15 protein-coding genes and 1 tRNA gene are annotated in these 16,214 nt (G+C 69.9%); 6 read left to right on the top strand and 10 right to left on the bottom strand.

Annotation, left to right across the window (positions count from 1 at the left end):
* Positions 1 to 15: 15 nt before the first annotated feature.
* From C5B99_RS17155 to serS, 6 genes are all read right to left on the bottom strand, one after another.
* Positions 16 to 1,305 (bottom strand): LCP family protein, encoded by a 1,290-nt coding sequence (locus C5B99_RS17155; RefSeq protein WP_104244325.1) that lies wholly within the window; start codon positions 1,303 to 1,305, stop codon positions 16 to 18.
* A 117-nt stretch (positions 1,306 to 1,422) separates the two neighbouring features.
* Positions 1,423 to 2,772 carry an LCP family protein gene (locus C5B99_RS17150; RefSeq protein ID WP_104244323.1) on the bottom strand — a complete coding sequence of 450 codons (1,350 nt, stop codon included), beginning with the start codon at positions 2,770 to 2,772 and terminating at the stop codon, positions 1,423 to 1,425.
* Positions 2,773 to 2,801: 29 nt separating this feature from the next.
* Positions 2,802 to 2,889 (bottom strand) — tRNA-Ser (locus tag C5B99_RS17145).
* Positions 2,890 to 2,989: 100 nt separating this feature from the next.
* Positions 2,990 to 4,438, bottom strand: coding sequence for an LssY C-terminal domain-containing protein (locus C5B99_RS17140; protein WP_104244321.1), 1,449 nt, complete (start codon positions 4,436 to 4,438; stop codon positions 2,990 to 2,992).
* A gap of 8 nt (positions 4,439 to 4,446) precedes the next feature.
* Positions 4,447 to 5,283 carry an HAD family hydrolase gene (locus C5B99_RS17135; protein ID WP_194686498.1) on the bottom strand — a complete coding sequence of 279 codons (837 nt, stop codon included), beginning with the start codon at positions 5,281 to 5,283 and terminating at the stop codon, positions 4,447 to 4,449.
* Positions 5,280 to 6,545, bottom strand: a complete 1,266-nt coding sequence (gene serS, locus C5B99_RS17130; protein WP_104244319.1) for a serine--tRNA ligase — start codon at positions 6,543 to 6,545, stop codon at positions 5,280 to 5,282. The genes C5B99_RS17135 and serS overlap by 4 nt, the downstream gene beginning before the upstream one ends.
* Before the next feature lie 85 nt (positions 6,546 to 6,630).
* Here serS and C5B99_RS17125 point away from each other — a divergent pair, with 85 nt between their 5' ends.
* The 3 genes from C5B99_RS17125 to C5B99_RS17115 all read left to right on the top strand — a co-directional run bounded on the left by C5B99_RS17125 (position 6,631) and on the right by C5B99_RS17115 (position 8,592).
* Positions 6,631 to 7,797: a diacylglycerol kinase family protein gene (locus tag C5B99_RS17125; RefSeq protein ID WP_104244317.1), complete on the top strand. Its 1,167-nt coding sequence runs from the start codon at positions 6,631 to 6,633 to the stop codon at positions 7,795 to 7,797.
* Positions 7,798 to 7,961: 164 nt separating this feature from the next.
* Positions 7,962 to 8,210 (top strand): helix-turn-helix domain-containing protein, encoded by a 249-nt coding sequence (locus C5B99_RS17120; protein ID WP_104244315.1) that lies wholly within the window; start codon positions 7,962 to 7,964, stop codon positions 8,208 to 8,210.
* Positions 8,211 to 8,277: 67 nt separating this feature from the next.
* Complete coding sequence (locus tag C5B99_RS17115) at positions 8,278 to 8,592, top strand: DUF6907 domain-containing protein (RefSeq protein WP_104244313.1); 315 nt, start codon at positions 8,278 to 8,280, stop codon at positions 8,590 to 8,592.
* On the opposite strand, the gene C5B99_RS17110 is transcribed toward C5B99_RS17115, so the two are convergent.
* The gene (locus C5B99_RS17110) at positions 8,589 to 8,915 is read right to left on the bottom strand and encodes a hypothetical protein (protein ID WP_104244311.1); all 327 of its coding nucleotides are present in this window, start codon (positions 8,913 to 8,915) and stop codon (positions 8,589 to 8,591) included. The two genes, C5B99_RS17115 and C5B99_RS17110, sit on opposite strands and share 4 nt — an antisense overlap.
* 245 nt (positions 8,916 to 9,160) lie before the next feature.
* On the opposite strand from C5B99_RS17110, the gene C5B99_RS17105 reads away from it, so the two are divergent.
* The gene (locus tag C5B99_RS17105) at positions 9,161 to 9,484 is read left to right on the top strand and encodes a DUF6907 domain-containing protein (protein WP_104244309.1); all 324 of its coding nucleotides are present in this window, start codon (positions 9,161 to 9,163) and stop codon (positions 9,482 to 9,484) included.
* On the opposite strand, the gene pheA is transcribed toward C5B99_RS17105, so the two are convergent.
* A complete protein-coding gene (gene pheA / locus C5B99_RS17100) occupies positions 9,481 to 10,428 on the bottom strand; it encodes a prephenate dehydratase (protein WP_104244307.1) in 948 nt (315 codons plus the stop codon). The genes C5B99_RS17105 and pheA overlap by 4 nt on opposite strands.
* 67 nt (positions 10,429 to 10,495) lie before the next feature.
* On the opposite strand from pheA, the gene pgm reads away from it, so the two are divergent.
* Positions 10,496 to 12,124 (top strand): phosphoglucomutase (alpha-D-glucose-1,6-bisphosphate-dependent), encoded by a 1,629-nt coding sequence (pgm, locus tag C5B99_RS17095; RefSeq protein ID WP_104244331.1) that lies wholly within the window; start codon positions 10,496 to 10,498, stop codon positions 12,122 to 12,124.
* Between the two features lie 102 nt (positions 12,125 to 12,226).
* Here pgm and C5B99_RS17090 read toward each other — a convergent pair whose 3' ends face one another.
* A complete protein-coding gene (locus C5B99_RS17090; protein ID WP_104244305.1) occupies positions 12,227 to 14,551 on the bottom strand; it encodes a hypothetical protein in 2,325 nt (774 codons plus the stop codon).
* 267 nt (positions 14,552 to 14,818) lie between these two features.
* Complete coding sequence (locus tag C5B99_RS17085) at positions 14,819 to 15,751, bottom strand: M15 family metallopeptidase (RefSeq protein WP_104244303.1); 933 nt, start codon at positions 15,749 to 15,751, stop codon at positions 14,819 to 14,821.
* Between the two features lie 147 nt (positions 15,752 to 15,898).
* On the opposite strand from C5B99_RS17085, the gene C5B99_RS17080 reads away from it, so the two are divergent.
* Complete coding sequence (locus C5B99_RS17080; RefSeq protein WP_104244301.1) at positions 15,899 to 16,186, top strand: GNAT family N-acetyltransferase; 288 nt, start codon at positions 15,899 to 15,901, stop codon at positions 16,184 to 16,186.
* Positions 16,187 to 16,214: the final 28 nt, after the last annotated feature.

Below are 16,214 nucleotides of genomic sequence, written 5' to 3'. Positions count from 1 at the left end.
GGGCGCGGGCGCGGGCTAGCCGAAAAGGGTCGTCGGGTTCGAGCAGGACTCCTGGTCGGCGGCCTGGCCCGCGAAGGTGGGCGCGGGGGTCGCGACGGGGGCGTTCGGGTCGACGGGCGCATCCGTCGCCGCGTCCTCGCCGGTCGTGCCATCGCCGGCGGCCCCGTCGTCGGCGACCGCGCCCTCATCGCCCGGCGCACCGGCGACGGACAGCGGCTGGTCTGCCGCCAGCAGGTCCCACATGGCCGTCGCATCCGGCTCCAGCGGGATGACCCGCGAGCCGTCGTAGTCGCCGGTCGGCAGCTGCACGAACGAGATCTTCGACAGGTCGACCTTGTTGAGCGCCGAAGCCATGCCCATGAGGGTCGGCACATCCGCGAGCGACTTCGTCATCTTCATGTTCTGCGTCGCCGCGACCCCGAGTCCGTAGAGCTTCGTCGGGTTCGCGAGCGTGCCAGCGCTCTTCACCTCGCGGATGAGGGACGAGAGGAACACCTGCTGGTTCGCGATGCGCTGCAGGTCGCTGCCACCCACGCCGTGGCGGGTGCGGAGGAACTTCAGCGCATCCTCGCCCTGCAGCGAGTAGTTGCCCGGCTGCAGGTAGAGGCCGACGTAGTCGTCGCTGATCTCGTTCGCCACGCACACGTCGACGCCGCCGACGGCGTTCGACATCTCGATGACCCCGAGGAACTGCACCATCGCGGCGTACGGGATGTCGAGGCCGCTCATCGCCTCGACGGTCTCGACGACGCAGCCCATGCCGCCCTCGCCGAGGATGCTGTTCATGGGGACCTCGTAGCGCTCCTCCATCTGCACCCCCTCGTCGTTGGTGCACGCCGGCTGGTCGACCATCGTGTCGCGAGGGATGCTGACGACGGAGGCGTGTGTGCGGTCCGCCGAGACGTGCAGCAGCATGTTGACGTCGTTGAGTACCCCGGAGGCCGCCTCGTCGCCTTCCCCGTACTCGGCGCCCTGACCCGTGCGGTCGTCGCTGCCGACGAGGAGGATGTTGAAGCCGCCCTCGATCTCGTCGAACGCGACGGGCGGCTCATCCCCGCCCGGGTCCGGCAGCAGCTGCAGGTTGCCGCCGAGGTTCGCCGCTGCGATCCCGCCGATCGCGAGCACGCTCACGAGCGCCGCGGAGAGCGCGACGAGCAGCCCCTTGCCGAGCGAGCGAGCGGCGGAGGTGACGGGCAGGCGGCCATGCTGGGCGACCCCACCCCGCGCATCCGGGTGCAGGATGCCATCGTCACCGGCACGGTCGAAGCGCTGGGCGCTGCTTCCCCGTCGTCGAGAAGTCGTCACAGGTGCGGGCCTCCCCCGGAGCGTACGTCGAGTTCGCCAGCATAGAGCGCGCGAACATGGATCTCCTGACCCCGCGCAGGATGCCAGCAGACGCGGGTGGTCAGGAAGCGTCGATGATCAGAACAGCGACGAGCTCGCGTTGGAGCATGACTCCTCGTCGGCCCGCTGGCCCGCGAGCGTGGGCTGCGGCACGGCGCTCGTCGGCGGCGTCTCGACCGGCAGCCCCGTGGCGGGGTCGACGGGGATACCCGTCGCCGGGTCGATGGGGAAGCCGGTCGTCGGGTCAATCTCCCAGCCCGTGGCCGGGTCAATGGAGACCGTCGCGCTCGGGTCGGCCGGCGTCTCGGTGGGCTCTGGCGCGCCCGCGACCTCCAGCGACTGGTCGGTGCGCAGCAGCTCCCACATCGCGGAGGCGTCCGGCTCGAGTGGCTGCACGCGCGCCGAGTCGTACGCCGCGGTCGGCAGCTGCACGAAGGTGATCTTGTCGAGGGGCACCTGCGAGAGCGCCATCGCCATGCTGACGAGCGTGTTCGGGTCGGTCAGCGAGCTCGACATGGTCATGTTCTGCGTCGCCGCGACGCCCAGGCCGTACAGCTTGACGGGGTTCGTGAGCGTTCCAGCGCTCTTCACCTCGCGGATGAGCGCCGACAGGAACACCTGCTGGTTCGCGATGCGGGTCAGGTCGCTGCCGTCGCCCACGCCGTGGCGGGTGCGGAGGAACTTCAGCGCGTCCTCGCCCTGGAGCGTGTAGTCGCCCGGCTGCAGGTACAGGCCGACGTAGTCGTCGCTGATCTCGTTCGCGACGCACACGTCGACACCGCCGACGGCGTTCGACATCTCGATGACGCCGCGGAACTTCACCATCGCCGCGTAGGGGATCTCGATGCCGCTCATCGCCTCGACCGTCGACACGACGCAGTTCATGCCGCCCTCCCCGAGGATGCTGTTCATGGGGACCTCGATGGCCTCTTCCATGGCAACACCCTGGTCGTTGGTGCAGGCCGGCTGGTTCACGATCGTGTCGCGCGGGATGCTGACGACGGACGCACTCGAGCGGTCCTCCGCGATGTGCAGCAGCATGTTGACGTCGTTGAGCACGCCATCCGCATCGGCTTCTCCCTCGCCGAACTCCGCGCCCTGACCGGTTCGGTCGTCACTGCCGACGAGCAGCACGTTGATGCCGCCCTCGATCTCGGCGAAGCTCGCCGGCTCCTCCGAGCCGGACGGGTCGGCGATGTCGAAGGTCGTGACCTTCGACTGCAGGTTGATCCAGGCGAGCGCACCGACGAACATGACGCTGACGAGTGCGACGCAGAGGGCGATCGTCCCGGTCTTGACGACCGAGTTCGTAGGCGTCGTCACGTGCTGCTTGCCGTGGCGCGCAGAGGTCACCTTCGGGGTCTCCTCCTGCACGCCCTTGCCCGGAACGTAGCCGCGCCGAGCGCGGGATGGTCCGGGATGCGTCACAGGCGGTGTTCCTCACGTCAGGGGATTGGTGGCGGAGGGCGTGGGATTCGAACCCACGAGACATTGCTGCCCACTGGTTTTCAAGACCAGCTCCATCGGCCGCTCGGACAGCCCTCCAGAAGTGCTCAGACAACGATTCAGTATCGTTTTCGAGCTCTTCGCGTGTCCATGGTAACCGAAAGTGAAATATCTGGTTACCCGGACGTTCGACGCAGACTCACGGACGCTGCCGCGAGTACTGACGCGCCGGCTTCCCTGACAGAGCCAGCAAGGACAGGATATCCAGAGCGGTGAACGCGAGGGTAGTGCTGAACCTGATTTCCTCATCTCCTGCCCACCAGCCGCCGAACTGCAGGGCGATCGACCCGGCCGCGTAGAGCAGCAGCGTGATGCGCGCCCAGTTCACGCCACGCAGCACGAGGATGCCGAGCAGCAGCGTCGAGGAGACGACGATCCCGCCCACGACCATGCTGGCGATCCAGGCCGGCTCCGCGAGGGCCGCCGCGTCCGTCCCGGAGAGCTCGGCATCCGTCAGCACCTCGCGCATGCCGTCCGGCCCGATGAGCGCCAGCACGCCGAAGAAGAGCAGAGCGAGCAGCGCCCGACCGAAGACGACGATCGCGCCGAACGTGATGGTGATGGGGCGCCCATGCCGGCGCACCTCCTCGGCGACCGAGCTCTCGATGGGGCTCGAGGTGCTCATGGCCTCGAAGGCGGCGCGCTTCTTCGTCGATGGCGCCGATGGCGCCGGGAGAGTCGAGTCGCGGGGAGCGGATTCGAGGCGATCTGCGGGAGCACCGCTGGCCGAGGGCAGCAGCACGGGCTCGGGGACGGTCAGCGGCGCATCGGAGGTGCTCGGCAGCTGCAGCACCGGCAGGTTGCCGTCGGTGCGGATCGAATCGCCGCCGCCGTTGCGCGAGTGGTAGCCCGTCGAGAAGTCCTTGAGCACCGCGACGGACGCCCGAGGCGTGCCCTCGAGCACTGTGGCGACGATGTGGTCGCGCTCGATATCGGTGTCGGCGTCGATCTTGTGCGTCACCTGCAGCGTGAAGAGCGAGAAGCCGACAGCGCGGTCGAAGGTGCCGGCCGCGAGCCAGTCGACCCGGGTGCCGCCGGGCAGCAGCCAGCCGTCCGGGCACTTCCAGAAGCGCACGTGATGCCGCTTCGCCGGGTTGCCTGCGACCTCCTGCTGGTACGCGAAGTCCTGCTGCCGACCGAAGAGGAACAGCGGGCTGACCGGCGCCTCGTGGTAACTGCGACGGGTGACCGTCGAGGAGATGATGCCGAGGCTCGTGCGCAGCGAGATGTCGTCGGCTCGCGTCCAGCCGGCGGCGCGCATCGCATCATGCAGCTCGGCCTCGTGTCCGAGCAGCCCCAGGTTGATGGGGTCGCCGAGCAGGCCGTCGCTGGTCCGCGCCCTGCCGATGAAGTAGTCGGGCACGTACACGGTCGTCAGGATGCGGTGGATGCGCGGCAGGACGAGGTACGCGAGCAGGCCCCAGAAGGCGAGCAGCAGGAGGATCCCCCACCAGCCGACCTGGAACGAGTCATCGGCGACGAGCACCGCGAGCCAGATCGCGGCGAGTCCCGCGAAGACGAAGAAGAACCCGTCGAGCGCTTGGCCGATGGCGGCGAGCGGGCGCCTCCGCGGCACGTCGACGGTCATGCCGTCGCCTAGCTGAGCCTGCTCAGTGCCACGCCGAGTCCGTCGTGCGCGAAGTCCGGCGCCAGCACCGTGCCAGCGTCGATGACCTCCTGCGGGGCGTCGCCCATGGCGATGGCCGTGCCGCCGTTGGACGCCCACTGCAGCATCTCGATGTCGTTGCGCCCGTCGCCGGCGACCACGACCCGGTCCATCGGGATGCCGAGCTCGCGGCGCACCCGCTCGAGCGCTGTCCCCTTGTTGACGCCCTCCGGCGCGATGTCGAGCCACGCGGTCCAGCCGACGGAGTAGCTGACCTCGTGCAGACCGAGACGCTCGATGACCGCCGTGAACTCCTCGATCGAATGGTCAGGGGAGATGACGACAAGTCGCGTCGCCTCGGCGTTGAGGAGCCCCTCGAAGGGAACCTCCTCGCCGCGCGCCTCGAAGCTCCCGTCGGGGAAGTGCCCGCTGTACTTGAACACACCCTGCGGGTCCTCGACCGCGAACATCGCGTTCTCCAGCGCTCCCCGCAGGCTGACGAGCACTTCGGTGGGGTCGAACGTCTCGATCCAGCGAGTCGCGTACCCGCCCTGCGCGACCGCGTCGCGCTCGAGCGTCATGGCGCCGTTCGCGGACACGTGGAACTGCGAGTCGAGGCCGAGCCGCTCGGCGATGGGTCGCGTGTCCGCCCAGCTGCGGCCGGTGGCGAGCATGACCTCGTGGCCCGCGGCCTGCAGCCGCCGAACCTGCTCGAACGTCGCGTCCGGGATCGCACCGTCGATGCCGAGGATCGTGCCGTCGATGTCGAGCGCGACGAGCATCCGCCCGCCCGCAGCGCCCTGCTCTGGCAGGTTCACCGCGCTCACTTGACGGGCTCCATGACCTCGAGGCCGCCGAGGTAGGGACGCAGCGGCTCGGGGATGACCACCGACCCGTCGGCGCGCTGGTGCGTCTCGAGCAGCGCCACGAGCCAGCGCGTCGTCGCGAGCGTGCCGTTGAGGGTCGCAGCCGGCGCGGTCTTGCCAGACTCGGTGCGATACCTCGTCGACAGGCGACGGGCCTGGTACGTCGTGCAGTTCGAGGTCGAGGTGAGCTCGCGGTACGCATCCTGCGTCGGAACCCACGCCTCGACGTCGAACTTGCGAGCCGCCGAGGAGCCGAGGTCGCCGGCGGCGGTGTCGATGACGCGGTAGCTCAGGCCGAGCGACTGCAGCACCTCCTCCTGCCAGCCGAGGAGCCGCTCGTGCTCCGCCTCCGCGTCCTCCGGCTTCGCGTAGACGAACATCTCGAGCTTGTTGAACTGGTGCACGCGGATGATGCCGCGCGTGTCCTTGCCGTGCGAACCGGCCTCGCGGCGGTAGCAGGTCGACCAGCCGGCGTAGCGCATCGGCGCTGCCTCGATGTCGATGATCTCGTCGGAGTGGTAGCCCGCGAGCGCCACCTCACTGGTGCCCGTCAGGTAGAGGTCGTCGTCCTGCAGGTGGTACACCTCGTCGGCGTGCTCGCCGAGGAAGCCAGTGCCGCGCATGATCTCCGGCTTCACGAGCGTCGGCGTCGTGAGCATCACGAAGCCGTTGCGGATCGCGACATCGAGCGCATACGTCATGAGGGCCAGCTCGAGGCGGGCACCGATGCCGCGCAGGAAGTAGAACCGAGCGCCGGAGACCTTCGCCCCGCGTTGCATGTCGATCGCCCCGAGCAGCTCCCCCAGCTCGAGATGATCGCGCGGCTCGAAGTCGAACGCCGGGCGCTCGCCCACCGTCTTGAGGACCTCGAAGTTCTCCTCGCCACCCGCCGGCACGCCCTCGATGACGAGGTTCTGGATGCGCCCGATGGCCGCATCCGCAGCCGCGCTCGCCTCGTTCGCGGCCTGGCTTGCCGCCTTGACGCTCGCCGCCAGGTCCTTCACCGAGGCGAGGATCGCCGGCTTCTCCTCCTTGCTGGCCTTCGCGACCAGCTTGGAGGCGGCGTTCTGCTCGGCGCGCAGCCGCTCGAACTCGGAGATCGCAGACCTGCGAGCAGCGTCAGCCTCGAGCGCCGCATCGACCGTCGAGGGGTCGTTGCCGCGCGAGATCTGAGAGCGCTTGAGGAGGTCGGGCTGGTCACGGAGAAGCTGGGCGTCGATCACGGTCCAAGCCTAGTCGTCGAGGGTGCCGCGAGCAGAGGAGCGCGTTCGCCGCAGACGCACACCGCCGCTGACTTAGGCTCACTGCATGCCGCATACCGCCCGACAGGGTTCAGACAAGCTCGCCGCCATCGTCGTCAACCCAGTGAAGGTCGATACAGAAGCCCTCCGCGCAGCCGCGGCCGAGAGCGCGGAACGGTACGGCTGGCCGGAGCCCCTGTGGTTCGAGACGACCGCGGATGATCCCGGAGCGGGGCAGACGAAGGAGGCCATCGAAGCTGGCGCGACGATGGTCATCGCCGCCGGGGGCGATGGAACCGTTCGACTCGTCGCCGAGACCCTGGCGGGCACGGACGTCGCACTCGGCGTGGTCCCGGGCGGAACCGGCAACCTCCTCGCGCGCAACATCGGCATCGAGGTCGCGGGAGGCGTGACCGACACGGTGTCCGAGATGGTGCAGAACGCATCCACTCTCCTACCCGGCGCGAAGCCCTCGACGCTCCCCATGACGACGCTCGCCCGAGCCGTCGAAGTCGCCTTCGGCGGTGTGGATGCGCGCATCGACGTCGGCTGGGCCGCCGTCGAACGCGAAGACAAGACCCGCGAGCGCATGGCGTTCACCGTCATGGGCGGCGTCGGCGTCGACGCCGGCATGATCGCGAATACCTCGGAGGACCTGAAGAAGAAGGTCGGCTGGGTCGCGTACCTCGGCGGCATCGCCCGCTCCGTCGCCAACGGACCGAACTTCCACCTGCGTCTCCGCGTCGACGGCAAGACGCATGCGCGGTCGCTCCGGGCGGCCACCGTCATGGTCGGCAACTGCGGGCTCATGCCGGGCGGGCTCCACCTGCTGCCCGACGCCGAGATCGACGATGGCAGGCTCGACCTCGCCATCATGCGCCCCAATGGCCTGATCGGCTGGCTGCAGATCTACGGCCGCCTCGTCGTGCAGTCCGGCATCATGCGGCGCACCGATGTCGGCAGGCGCATCCTCCTCGAGGGCCGAAAGCACGTGCGCGCCCTCACCTACGCGCAGGTCGAGGAGGTCACCTTCCGCCTCGACTCCGGCCCGGAGGAGTTCGAGGTCGACGGGGATGCGGCGGGGCAGATCACCGCTGCGCGCATCTGGATCGAGCCTGCCAGCCTCACGGTGCGCACCCCGAAGCCCATGCCCGAGAACGAGGGGCTCCGCACCCTCGCGCGTCGCCTCGGCATCACCGGACCTGAGAACAGCCCGAGCCGGCCGTCGCTCTAGGGACGACACGCCCGAACCCCGCATCGAGGGGCCCAGACCGCGCGTACCGCAGCTCACTTGTCTCACGGACCGCCGCGTTTCGCTTGACCCTGGTCCGTTCGGGGCAGAGAATGCTACTTATAACTCTGTAGACTCATGAGTAGCGGCATTCCATCATTTGGGGCATGGTCGGTGAACTCCAGCGAAGCGTGGGCAAGAACATCCGTCGAATCCGCCTCTCGCGCGGTATCAGCCAGGAGGCGCTCGGCGACGTGGTGGGGCTGCACCGCACCTACATCGGATCCGTCGAGCGCGGCGAGCGCAACATCACGCTGCAGACCCTCGAGGGCATGGCGGAACTCCTCGGCGTGCCGCCGATGGACCTCCTCGCCGACGCAGGCGACACCGGGCCGACGGCACCGCCGGTCGCCTAGCTCCGCGCCTCAGCATCCGGGTCTGCTCGACGCCAATCCGCTGACTCGCGAACACCTGGAGCGACCGATGAAGCACCCCACCGGCACCACCCCTTGCCCCACCTGGTGCATCTCGCTGCACCTCGACGGCGAGACGCTGCACTACGGCGAGAGTCTCGCCATCGAGCTCCTGCAGCGACCGACCTCCGCGGAGCTTCGCTTCCGACCCGAGGTCCCAGCCACCCCGACGACGCTCGAGCTGGTCACGCACCGGGAGGCGGGAGAATCGGAGACCTGGGTGGCGGTCCTGCGCGACGGGGCAGCCGTCCTCGACCTCACCGCAGCCAGCGCCGCACGCCTCGGCAGCACCCTGCAGGCGCTCGCCGAGGACACCAGCGCCTAGCGCGTGTCTGACACTCCCTCGTTCGAGTCGACGCCGCCGTCGCTCCCCGCGGCGTCCGCGTCATCCGCGTCCTCGGCGTGCCCACGCCGACGCATCCAGACGACGAAGGCGATGAGCAGCACGATGATGAGCGCCGAGAGGACCGCGATCGTGACGATGGCCGCCTGGGGAACAGACTGCACGGTCGCCGTCTGAGCTGTCCCGATCTCGATGGCCTGCGCCGTCGCGGGCTCCCAGGGGACGAGCACGGCGGCGAAGGCTGCTGCGACGAGCAGGCACGCGGTGCGCAGCAGACGCCTCAGGCGCTGAGTGGTGGGCGACATGGCTGTCTCTCCTCCAGACACGAGAATGCACGCGACCCCAGGCCGGGGCGGGCACCCAAGTCTCTCAGAGGCGACCGCTCGGGACCTGGACCTCGCGACGCGGACCCGGGCGCCCGGTCGGGCGCGAAACGTCGGTGGTCGCCTCTACGGTGTCCGGACAGACCGAGTACGCCACACGCGACGACTCTCCCGGCTGTGCCGGACCGGGAGCGCCATCGTCGCACGCAAGCAGGGAGACCCCGCGCATGACCACGACATCCGGCACGCAGCGATGCCCAGAATGGTGCGTCGCACTGCACCTCGACGCCGACGAGACCCTGCACTACAGCCTCAGCCGCGAGGTGTCGGTCGTGTCGCGAAGGCCCGACCACGAATCCCCCGGCGGGCGACAGCACGCCTTCGCGGTCGACCCGCTTGTGCTCGTGCAGCATCAGGAGGCACACGAGCGCGTCTCGTGGCTCGCACTCCTCCTCCACGGCGGGCCCGTCCTCGACATCACCGTCGACAGCGCCCGACGCCTCGCGGCGAGCCTGCTCGAGAGCTGCGGTCCCGATCCCGGCTCGCGCTAGCCGCGCAGAGAGTTCAGCCAGTCGACCGCTTCCCCGAAGTGCTCGTCGCCCCACTTGGGGTCGACGACGACCGGCTTCCGGTCGGCACGCGGATACGAGCCGAGGAAGATGACGTGCGGGCTGAACCGGCGAAGCCCGAGCAGCGCATCCGCCACCCTCGCATCGTCGATGTGGCCGTCGAGGTCGAGCACGAAGCGATAGGAGCCGATGCGGTCGGGCAGCGGACGCGAGGTGATCATCGACAGGTTCACACCGCGAGTCGCGAACTGCTCCAGCATGACCATGAGCGATCCCGGGAACTCCTCGGGCAGCTCCACGATGAGGCTCGTCTTGTCGGCGCCCGTCCTGGCGGGCAGCTCGCGGCTCAGGCTGACGAGCGCGAAGCGCGTGCGCGCCATCTTGTTGTCCTGGATGTTCTCGGAGAGCACCGAGACGTCGAAGCGGCCCTCGACCCCCCGCGGCGCGATCGCGGCGTCGATGTCACCCCGCTCATCGAAGAGCGCATTGACGCTGGCGATGTTCGAGTTCGCGGCGACGTGCTCGTGGCCCGGGACGTGGGCGTGCAGCCACCTCCGGCACTGCCCGTACGCCACCGGATGCGCGGAGACGGTGCGGACATCCTCGAGACGGGTTCCAGGGCGCACCACGAGGCTGAAGGAGATGGAGACCTCGTACTCCCCCGCGATCCGGAGCCCCGGAATCGTGGCGAGCGCATCCTGCGACGCCGTGACCCCACCCTCGATGCTGTTCTCGATCGCGATCATCGCCGCGACGCTGCGCCCCGTCGTCACGTCGGCGAGCGCCTCGCCGACGTTGCTCACCGGCCGCCAGATCTGCCCCCGGGCCGCCTCGACCTGGCCGAGCGCCGCCTCCGTGAAGGTGCCCGCCGGCCCGAGGTAGGAGTACGTCTCTCGCTCATCTGGCACGGCACTGGCTTCGGTCATGGAGATCAGCCTATGCCGATGCTCGACTTCCTCCCCACGAGACACCTCGCGGTGCCAGACTGTGGACATGCACGATCGCGCTGGCAGCCTCGCCCTTGAATCTGACCTCATCGATCTCGACGCACTCATCGCTGCGTACGCCGAGAAGATCCCCGACCCCGCCGTCTCGACGCAACGCGTCGCGTTCGGCACGAGCGGCCACCGCGGCTCGAGCCTCACCTCGTCCTTCAACGAGACCCACATCCTCGCCATCACGCAGGCCATCGTCGAGTATCGCGAGGCGCAGGGCATCACGGGTCCGCTCTTCATCGGCCGCGACACGCACGGGCTCAGCGAGCCGGCCGAGCGCAGCGCCCTCGAGGTGCTCGTCGGCAACGGCGTCACCGTGCTCGCCGACCTCGACGACGAATGGGTGCCGACCCCGGCGCTGTCCCACGCGATCATCCGCTACAACGCGGACCCGGCCAACACCGAGCAGGCCGACGGCATCGTCGTCACCCCGAGCCACAACCCTCCCCAGGACGGCGGCTTCAAGTACAACCCCCCGCACGGCGGGCCGGCTGACAGCGACGCGACGGGCTGGATCGCGAATCGAGCGAACGAGCTCATCGAAGCGGGCCTCGACGGTGTGAAGCGCGGCACTCCGGATACGAGCAACGTGGGCCGCCACGACTTCAAGGGCGACTACGTGCGCGACCTGAAGAACATCATCGACGTCGACGCCATCAAGCGCGAGGGCGTGCGCATCGGCGCGGACCCCCTGGGCGGCGCGAGCGTGCGCTACTGGCAGGCCATCGCAGACGAGTACGACCTCGATCTCACCGTCGTGAACCCGGACGTGGATGCGCGCTGGCCGTTCATGACGCTCGACTGGGACGGCAAGATCCGCATGGACCCGTCGTCGCAGTCCGCGATGGCCTCCGTGCTCGCGCGCCGCCACGACTACGACATCCTGACCGGGAACGATGCAGACGCGGACCGCCACGGCATCGTCACCCCGGACGCGGGCCTCATGAACCCCAACCACTACCTGGCCGTGGCCATCGACTACCTGTGCGCGCACCGCCCCGAATGGTCGGTGACGGCAGGCATCGGCAAGACGCTCGTGTCGAGCACCATGATCGACTTCGTCGCCGCCTCGCTCGGCCGCACGCTCGTCGAGGTGCCCGTCGGCTTCAAGTGGTTCGTGCCCGGCCTCATCGACGGCTCGATCGTGTTCGGCGGCGAGGAGTCCGCAGGGGCCTCGTTCCTCCGCAAGGACGGCACCGTCTGGACCACCGACAAGGACGGCATCCTGCTCGCCCTCCTGGCGGCCGAGATCATCGCCGTCACCGGAAAGACCCCGTCGCAGCGCTACGAGGAGCTCGTCGCGGAGTTCGGCCGCCCCGCCTACGAGCGAGTCGACGCCCCGGCAACGCCGGCGCAGAAGTCCGTGCTCGGCAAGCTCGACGGCGACGCCATCTCCGCGGTCGAGGTCGCCGGCGACCCCATCACGGCGCGCCTCAGCCACGCCCCAGGCAACGGTGCGGCGATCGGCGGGGTGAAGGTCACGACCGCCAACGCGTGGTTCGCTGCCCGCCCATCCGGCACCGAGGACGTGTACAAGATCTACGCCGAATCGTTCAAGGGGCCAGAGCACCTGAAGCTCGTGCAGGCGGAGGCCAAGGCGATCGTCGACGCGGCGCTGGGCTCCTAGCAGCGCGTCCTCGCACGAAGAACGCTGCCTGCGTCTCGCACCTCCGGTCAAGCTCGGGAGGTGCGGACGCAGGCAGCGTTCTTCGTCGTGCCGTGCGGGCCGCTACTGCCCTGCCGCTGGGGTCGGGTTCGTCGCGCTCAGGCGTCCGGCCTGACCGACTCCCGCCGAGTACTCGACGCTGACGATGTCACCAGATGCGTTGAAGCAGGTCACGCCGGTCTCGAACGTGATCTCGCACACGAACTCGCCGAGCGCCACAGGTGAGTCGTAGGGCTGTACGACGGCGCCCTCGGTCGGGATGTCGTCCATGAGGCAGGGGAACGTGTAGCCGTTCGAGTCGAGACCGACCACGACGCCCGTCGCTCCCGCCTCGCAGGCCTGTTCCGGGACCTCGAAGCCAACCGTGTACTGCTGGCAGGTGACACCCGTCTCCGGCGTGATCTGGCAGCGGATGTTGCCGGTCTCGCTCGTGAACGTGACCGGGGCGAAGTTGGGGTCGGCAACGGCGGCGGGGACGGCGGGCGTCGTCGGATCCTCGGTCGCTGGCTGTTCCTGCGCAGTCTCGCTCGCTGTCGGCTCGTCGCGGTTCGCGCCGACGACATTGCCGATCATGATGGCGGACAGGATCAGCAGGATCGAGCCGACCACCGAGAGCGCGATGACGCCGAGACGGCGACGGTTGCGGTTGTCGAGGCCGCGGACGGCCGCTCCCATGCGACCGCCGCCACCGCCGTTGCCGCCGCCGAGGGCCGCCCCGACCCGATCGAACGGGTTGCGGTCGGAGGGCTCGAGGTCTGGCCCGTCGCCGACCGGTCCGGCGGAGGTGGGTGCAGGAGACCTGGGCGGGGCTCCCGCCGGTGCGGCAGACGCCGTGGCGGCCTGAGCGGGCCGGCGAGACGCGCGCGCTCCGGCGGATGCGGGCGCCGACGGCTGCTCGCTTGCGTCGTCTTCGTCGAACCAGCTCGAGAGGAGTTCCCTGGCCGGGTCCTCTTCGCGCTGGCCATCGTCGGACCGCGGCGGCCGCGTCGTGCCTCGCTCGGAGGGCAGTGATGGAGCAGCCCCAGCAACTGCGGCTCCGGCGGCGGTTGCAGCTGCGGTGCCAGCGGCTGCCTGCCGATCGCGGTCGTCAGCAGGGGCGTGGTCGAACTCCTGGCTCGCACCCTGTCGCGGCAGCGCGCGAGTCCGCGGTTCGGCGTCTGGCGCGTGCTCGGCCACGGGTGGCTGTGGGGCCTGGGGCGCCTGCGGGGCGGATGGCGCTGGCGGGATCTGCGCAGCTGGCGTGGCTGGCGCGCCGAAGAGATCGGCCGCATCCTGCCGCTCGGACTCTCGTGCGCCTCCGAAGCTCTCCCGGGTTCGCGAGGGCAGCGGCACGATGCCGGTCTGCTCGAAGTCGCGGGAGACGATGGGGCGATCCGAGTCGTCCAGGACGCTGCCGTCGCTGCGCTCTCCGGCGAGGAGCTCATCGAAGGCGCTGCTCTCCGCGGGTGCTGCGCGCGGCGGCTCGCCCGGCACGACTGCAGGCCCGCTCGGGAAGACAGGGGCTGCGGATGCGCCCCGCAGGGGGTCGCCGGTCGCCGGCATCGGCGGCGAAGACGGGACCACCCTCGGCGCGGGAGCAGCCGGCGGGTCGGCGCGGAAGGACGGGATCCTGGGGCTGCTCGCGGGAGCCTGCGGCTCGGCCGTCGTGGCCTCGCGCGGCCCCGCGTTCGCGGGTGCTGCCGACGTGGAGTCCTCGGCCTGCGCCGGTGGGCGGCCGAACTGCGGCGCCGCGCTTGTCGGCACTGCGGCAGGGGGTGCTGCGGGCTCGACTGGCGCAGCGGGGACTGCGGGTGCTGCGGGTGCTGCGGGTTCGGCGGGTGCCGAGGCCACGGGAGCCGGGTCGCCAGTGCCCTCGAGGCCGGAGAACCAGCTCGGGACCTGGCCTCGGGCCTCGTCGTCGCTGCCAGAGGATCCGGTCGGACCGGCGGCGCGCGTCGGCGTGCTCATGGGAAGCACATCGAACTCCGTGGTCGGCGGCTCGAAGGCGAACGCGTCGCGAACCGGACCCGTGGCGCCCGGCGCCGCTGGAGCATCCGCCGCGGCAGGCGTCGATGCGGGCGTCGGCTCCTCGACGGGGGGCTCGACCGCTGTGGGAACGGCCGGCTTCCTCGGGACCGCGGGGGTCGGGGGAGAGAAGGGCTCAGCTGCGACCGGGTTCGGGGCGACGATGTCGCGCTCACCCGTGGCACGCAGGTCGGGGTTGAACCGGCGGCGCGAGCGGAGGTACGACTGCGGTTCCGGGGCAGCCGACTCGGCGTCGTCAGCCTCGTCGTCGTCAGCCTCCGGTGCGCTCGGCGACGCGGCCTTCGGCCGGTACCGTGCGAAGAAGTCGTCGCCGTCGCTCGACGGTGGAGCCGCCTGCTGCGCTTCCTCGCGAGCACGACCCACCACCTCGGAGGGCGGAGTGGGCGCGGAGGCGTTCCAGCGGAACCCGCCAGCACCGATATCCGCGGGACGGCGAGGCGCCGCGTTGCTGCCTTCGCCCTCAGTGGCGCGAGGACGCGCGACCGTCAGCTTGGTACCGCACTCGGCACAGAATCTCTGTCCGACCTGCGCTTCGGCACCACACGTGGGGCACGTTGCCATCTCGACCTCCTGGTCTTGGAGTGCTTCTGCTTCCAAAGCTCTGGCAGAACTCTACCGAGCATCGTCTTCTCAGTAGCCCGGTGCCGCGGGAGCGGCAAGGAATTCCTCGTACGTCGTCGCGCCGGCCGCCTGCATCGCGGCCGATGTCTCGGCGCCCACGTAGCGGTAGTGCCAGGGCTCGAACTCGTATCCGGTGGTCGCGGTGGCTCCGTCGGGGAAGCGCAGGATGAACCCGAACCGGTGCGCGTTGGCAGCGAGCCACTGCCCACCGGCGGTCGTCGAGAAGCACTGCTCGAGGACGCAGCCCTCTCCCTGTGAGGAGATGTCTGCGGCGAGCCCCGTCTGGTGCTCGCTGTAGCCGGGCCGGGCCGAGGTGAGGTCGGCGGCTTCCTGCCCCAACTCGGCGACGTAGCCGGTGTACAGCTCCGTCTGGAGCCCGTAGTCGCGGTACCCGCTGGTCATGTCGAGGGTGAGGCCGGCTTCGGCGCTGGCCGCCGCGAACATGGTCTGCACTGCGGTTGCCGCTTCCGAGCGGAGCGAGTGGCCGTTGGCGGAGGGGACGCCGATGTCGGACATCGCCACGAGATCGCCCGGCGCATAGTCGGCCGGGGAGAGCGGGGTCTGCTTGTTGACGAGCACCGTGATGCTGTTGGGGTCCGTGATGTTCAGGGCCGCCGCAGGGGGCTGCGTCTCCGTCGGGGCGGGGTCTGCCGTCGGGGTGGACTCCGGCGTCGGTGTCGAGGTCGCCGAGGCAGATGGGGTCGCGGGCGGCGTCGTGGATGCGATCGTCGGCACGTTCGCATCCCCGTTCGATGCCGCGGTGACCGCCCAGTAGACGAAGCCGCCGCCGAGCAGGACGACCACGGCCAGCGCCGCCGCTGCGATCTTCCTGTTGCGGCGAACCCGCGCGGAGACTCCCCGCTTGGTGCGCTCCGTCCGCTCAGCGCGCTCAGCACGACGCCCCTGATCGTCGGGTGCTTGGCCCTGCTGCTCCTCAGTCACCGGTCAACCCTCGCACAGCCTTGCGCACGCGCCCCAGGGGCTGGCCGAGTGGCGCGGATACAAGGGACGGCCTCGCCGCGAGCGGCGCACGGGACTGGCACAGCCGACATCGAGGTGGCTGTTCGCGGCACGGCGTACCCTCTGGCCATGTCAAACACCGTCCAGCACCAGCAGGATCGCTCGCGCTTCGCCCTCAACGACGGCGACGGCAACGAACTCGGCTACCTGAGCTACGTCACGACGGCCGATGCGATCGTCATCGACCACACCGTCGTCGACCCCGCCTACCAGGGGCAGGGTCTCGCCGCCGTCCTGACGGATGCGGCGCTCACGGCCCTCGGCGAGCAGTCGGCCCTCACGATCGTGCCGCAGTGCCCGTACGTCGCCTCGTTCATCCGCAAGAACCCCGAGTTCCAGGCCCTCACCACTCGCTGACCTCGGCGGGGCGGGGGCAGGGCGGAGG

It is taken from the genome of Pseudoclavibacter sp. Z016 (assembly GCF_002931215.1).
GTDB lineage: Bacteria > Actinomycetota > Actinomycetes > Actinomycetales > Microbacteriaceae > Pseudoclavibacter.
Note: the sequence above shows the minus strand (reverse complement) of the source record. Positions and strands in the feature narration are given on the sequence as shown.

Excerpts from the sequence above, each read along its gene's own strand:
- C5B99_RS17140 (WP_104244321.1), bottom strand. The coding sequence starts at position 4,438 with ATGACCGTCGACGTGCCGCGGAGGCGCCCGCTCGCCGCCATCGGCCAA.
- C5B99_RS17125 (WP_104244317.1), top strand. The coding sequence starts at position 6,631 with ATGCCGCATACCGCCCGACAGGGTTCAGACAAGCTCGCCGCCATCGTC.
- C5B99_RS17120 (WP_104244315.1), top strand. The coding sequence starts at position 7,962 with ATGGTCGGTGAACTCCAGCGAAGCGTGGGCAAGAACATCCGTCGAATC.
- C5B99_RS17115 (WP_104244313.1), top strand. The coding sequence starts at position 8,278 with ATGAAGCACCCCACCGGCACCACCCCTTGCCCCACCTGGTGCATCTCG.
- C5B99_RS17110 (WP_104244311.1), bottom strand. The coding sequence starts at position 8,915 with ATGTCGCCCACCACTCAGCGCCTGAGGCGTCTGCTGCGCACCGCGTGC.
- C5B99_RS17105 (WP_104244309.1), top strand. The coding sequence starts at position 9,161 with ATGACCACGACATCCGGCACGCAGCGATGCCCAGAATGGTGCGTCGCA.
- pheA (WP_104244307.1), bottom strand. The coding sequence starts at position 10,428 with ATGACCGAAGCCAGTGCCGTGCCAGATGAGCGAGAGACGTACTCCTAC.
- pgm (WP_104244331.1), top strand. The coding sequence starts at position 10,496 with ATGCACGATCGCGCTGGCAGCCTCGCCCTTGAATCTGACCTCATCGAT.
- C5B99_RS17080 (WP_104244301.1), top strand. The coding sequence starts at position 15,899 with ATGTCAAACACCGTCCAGCACCAGCAGGATCGCTCGCGCTTCGCCCTC.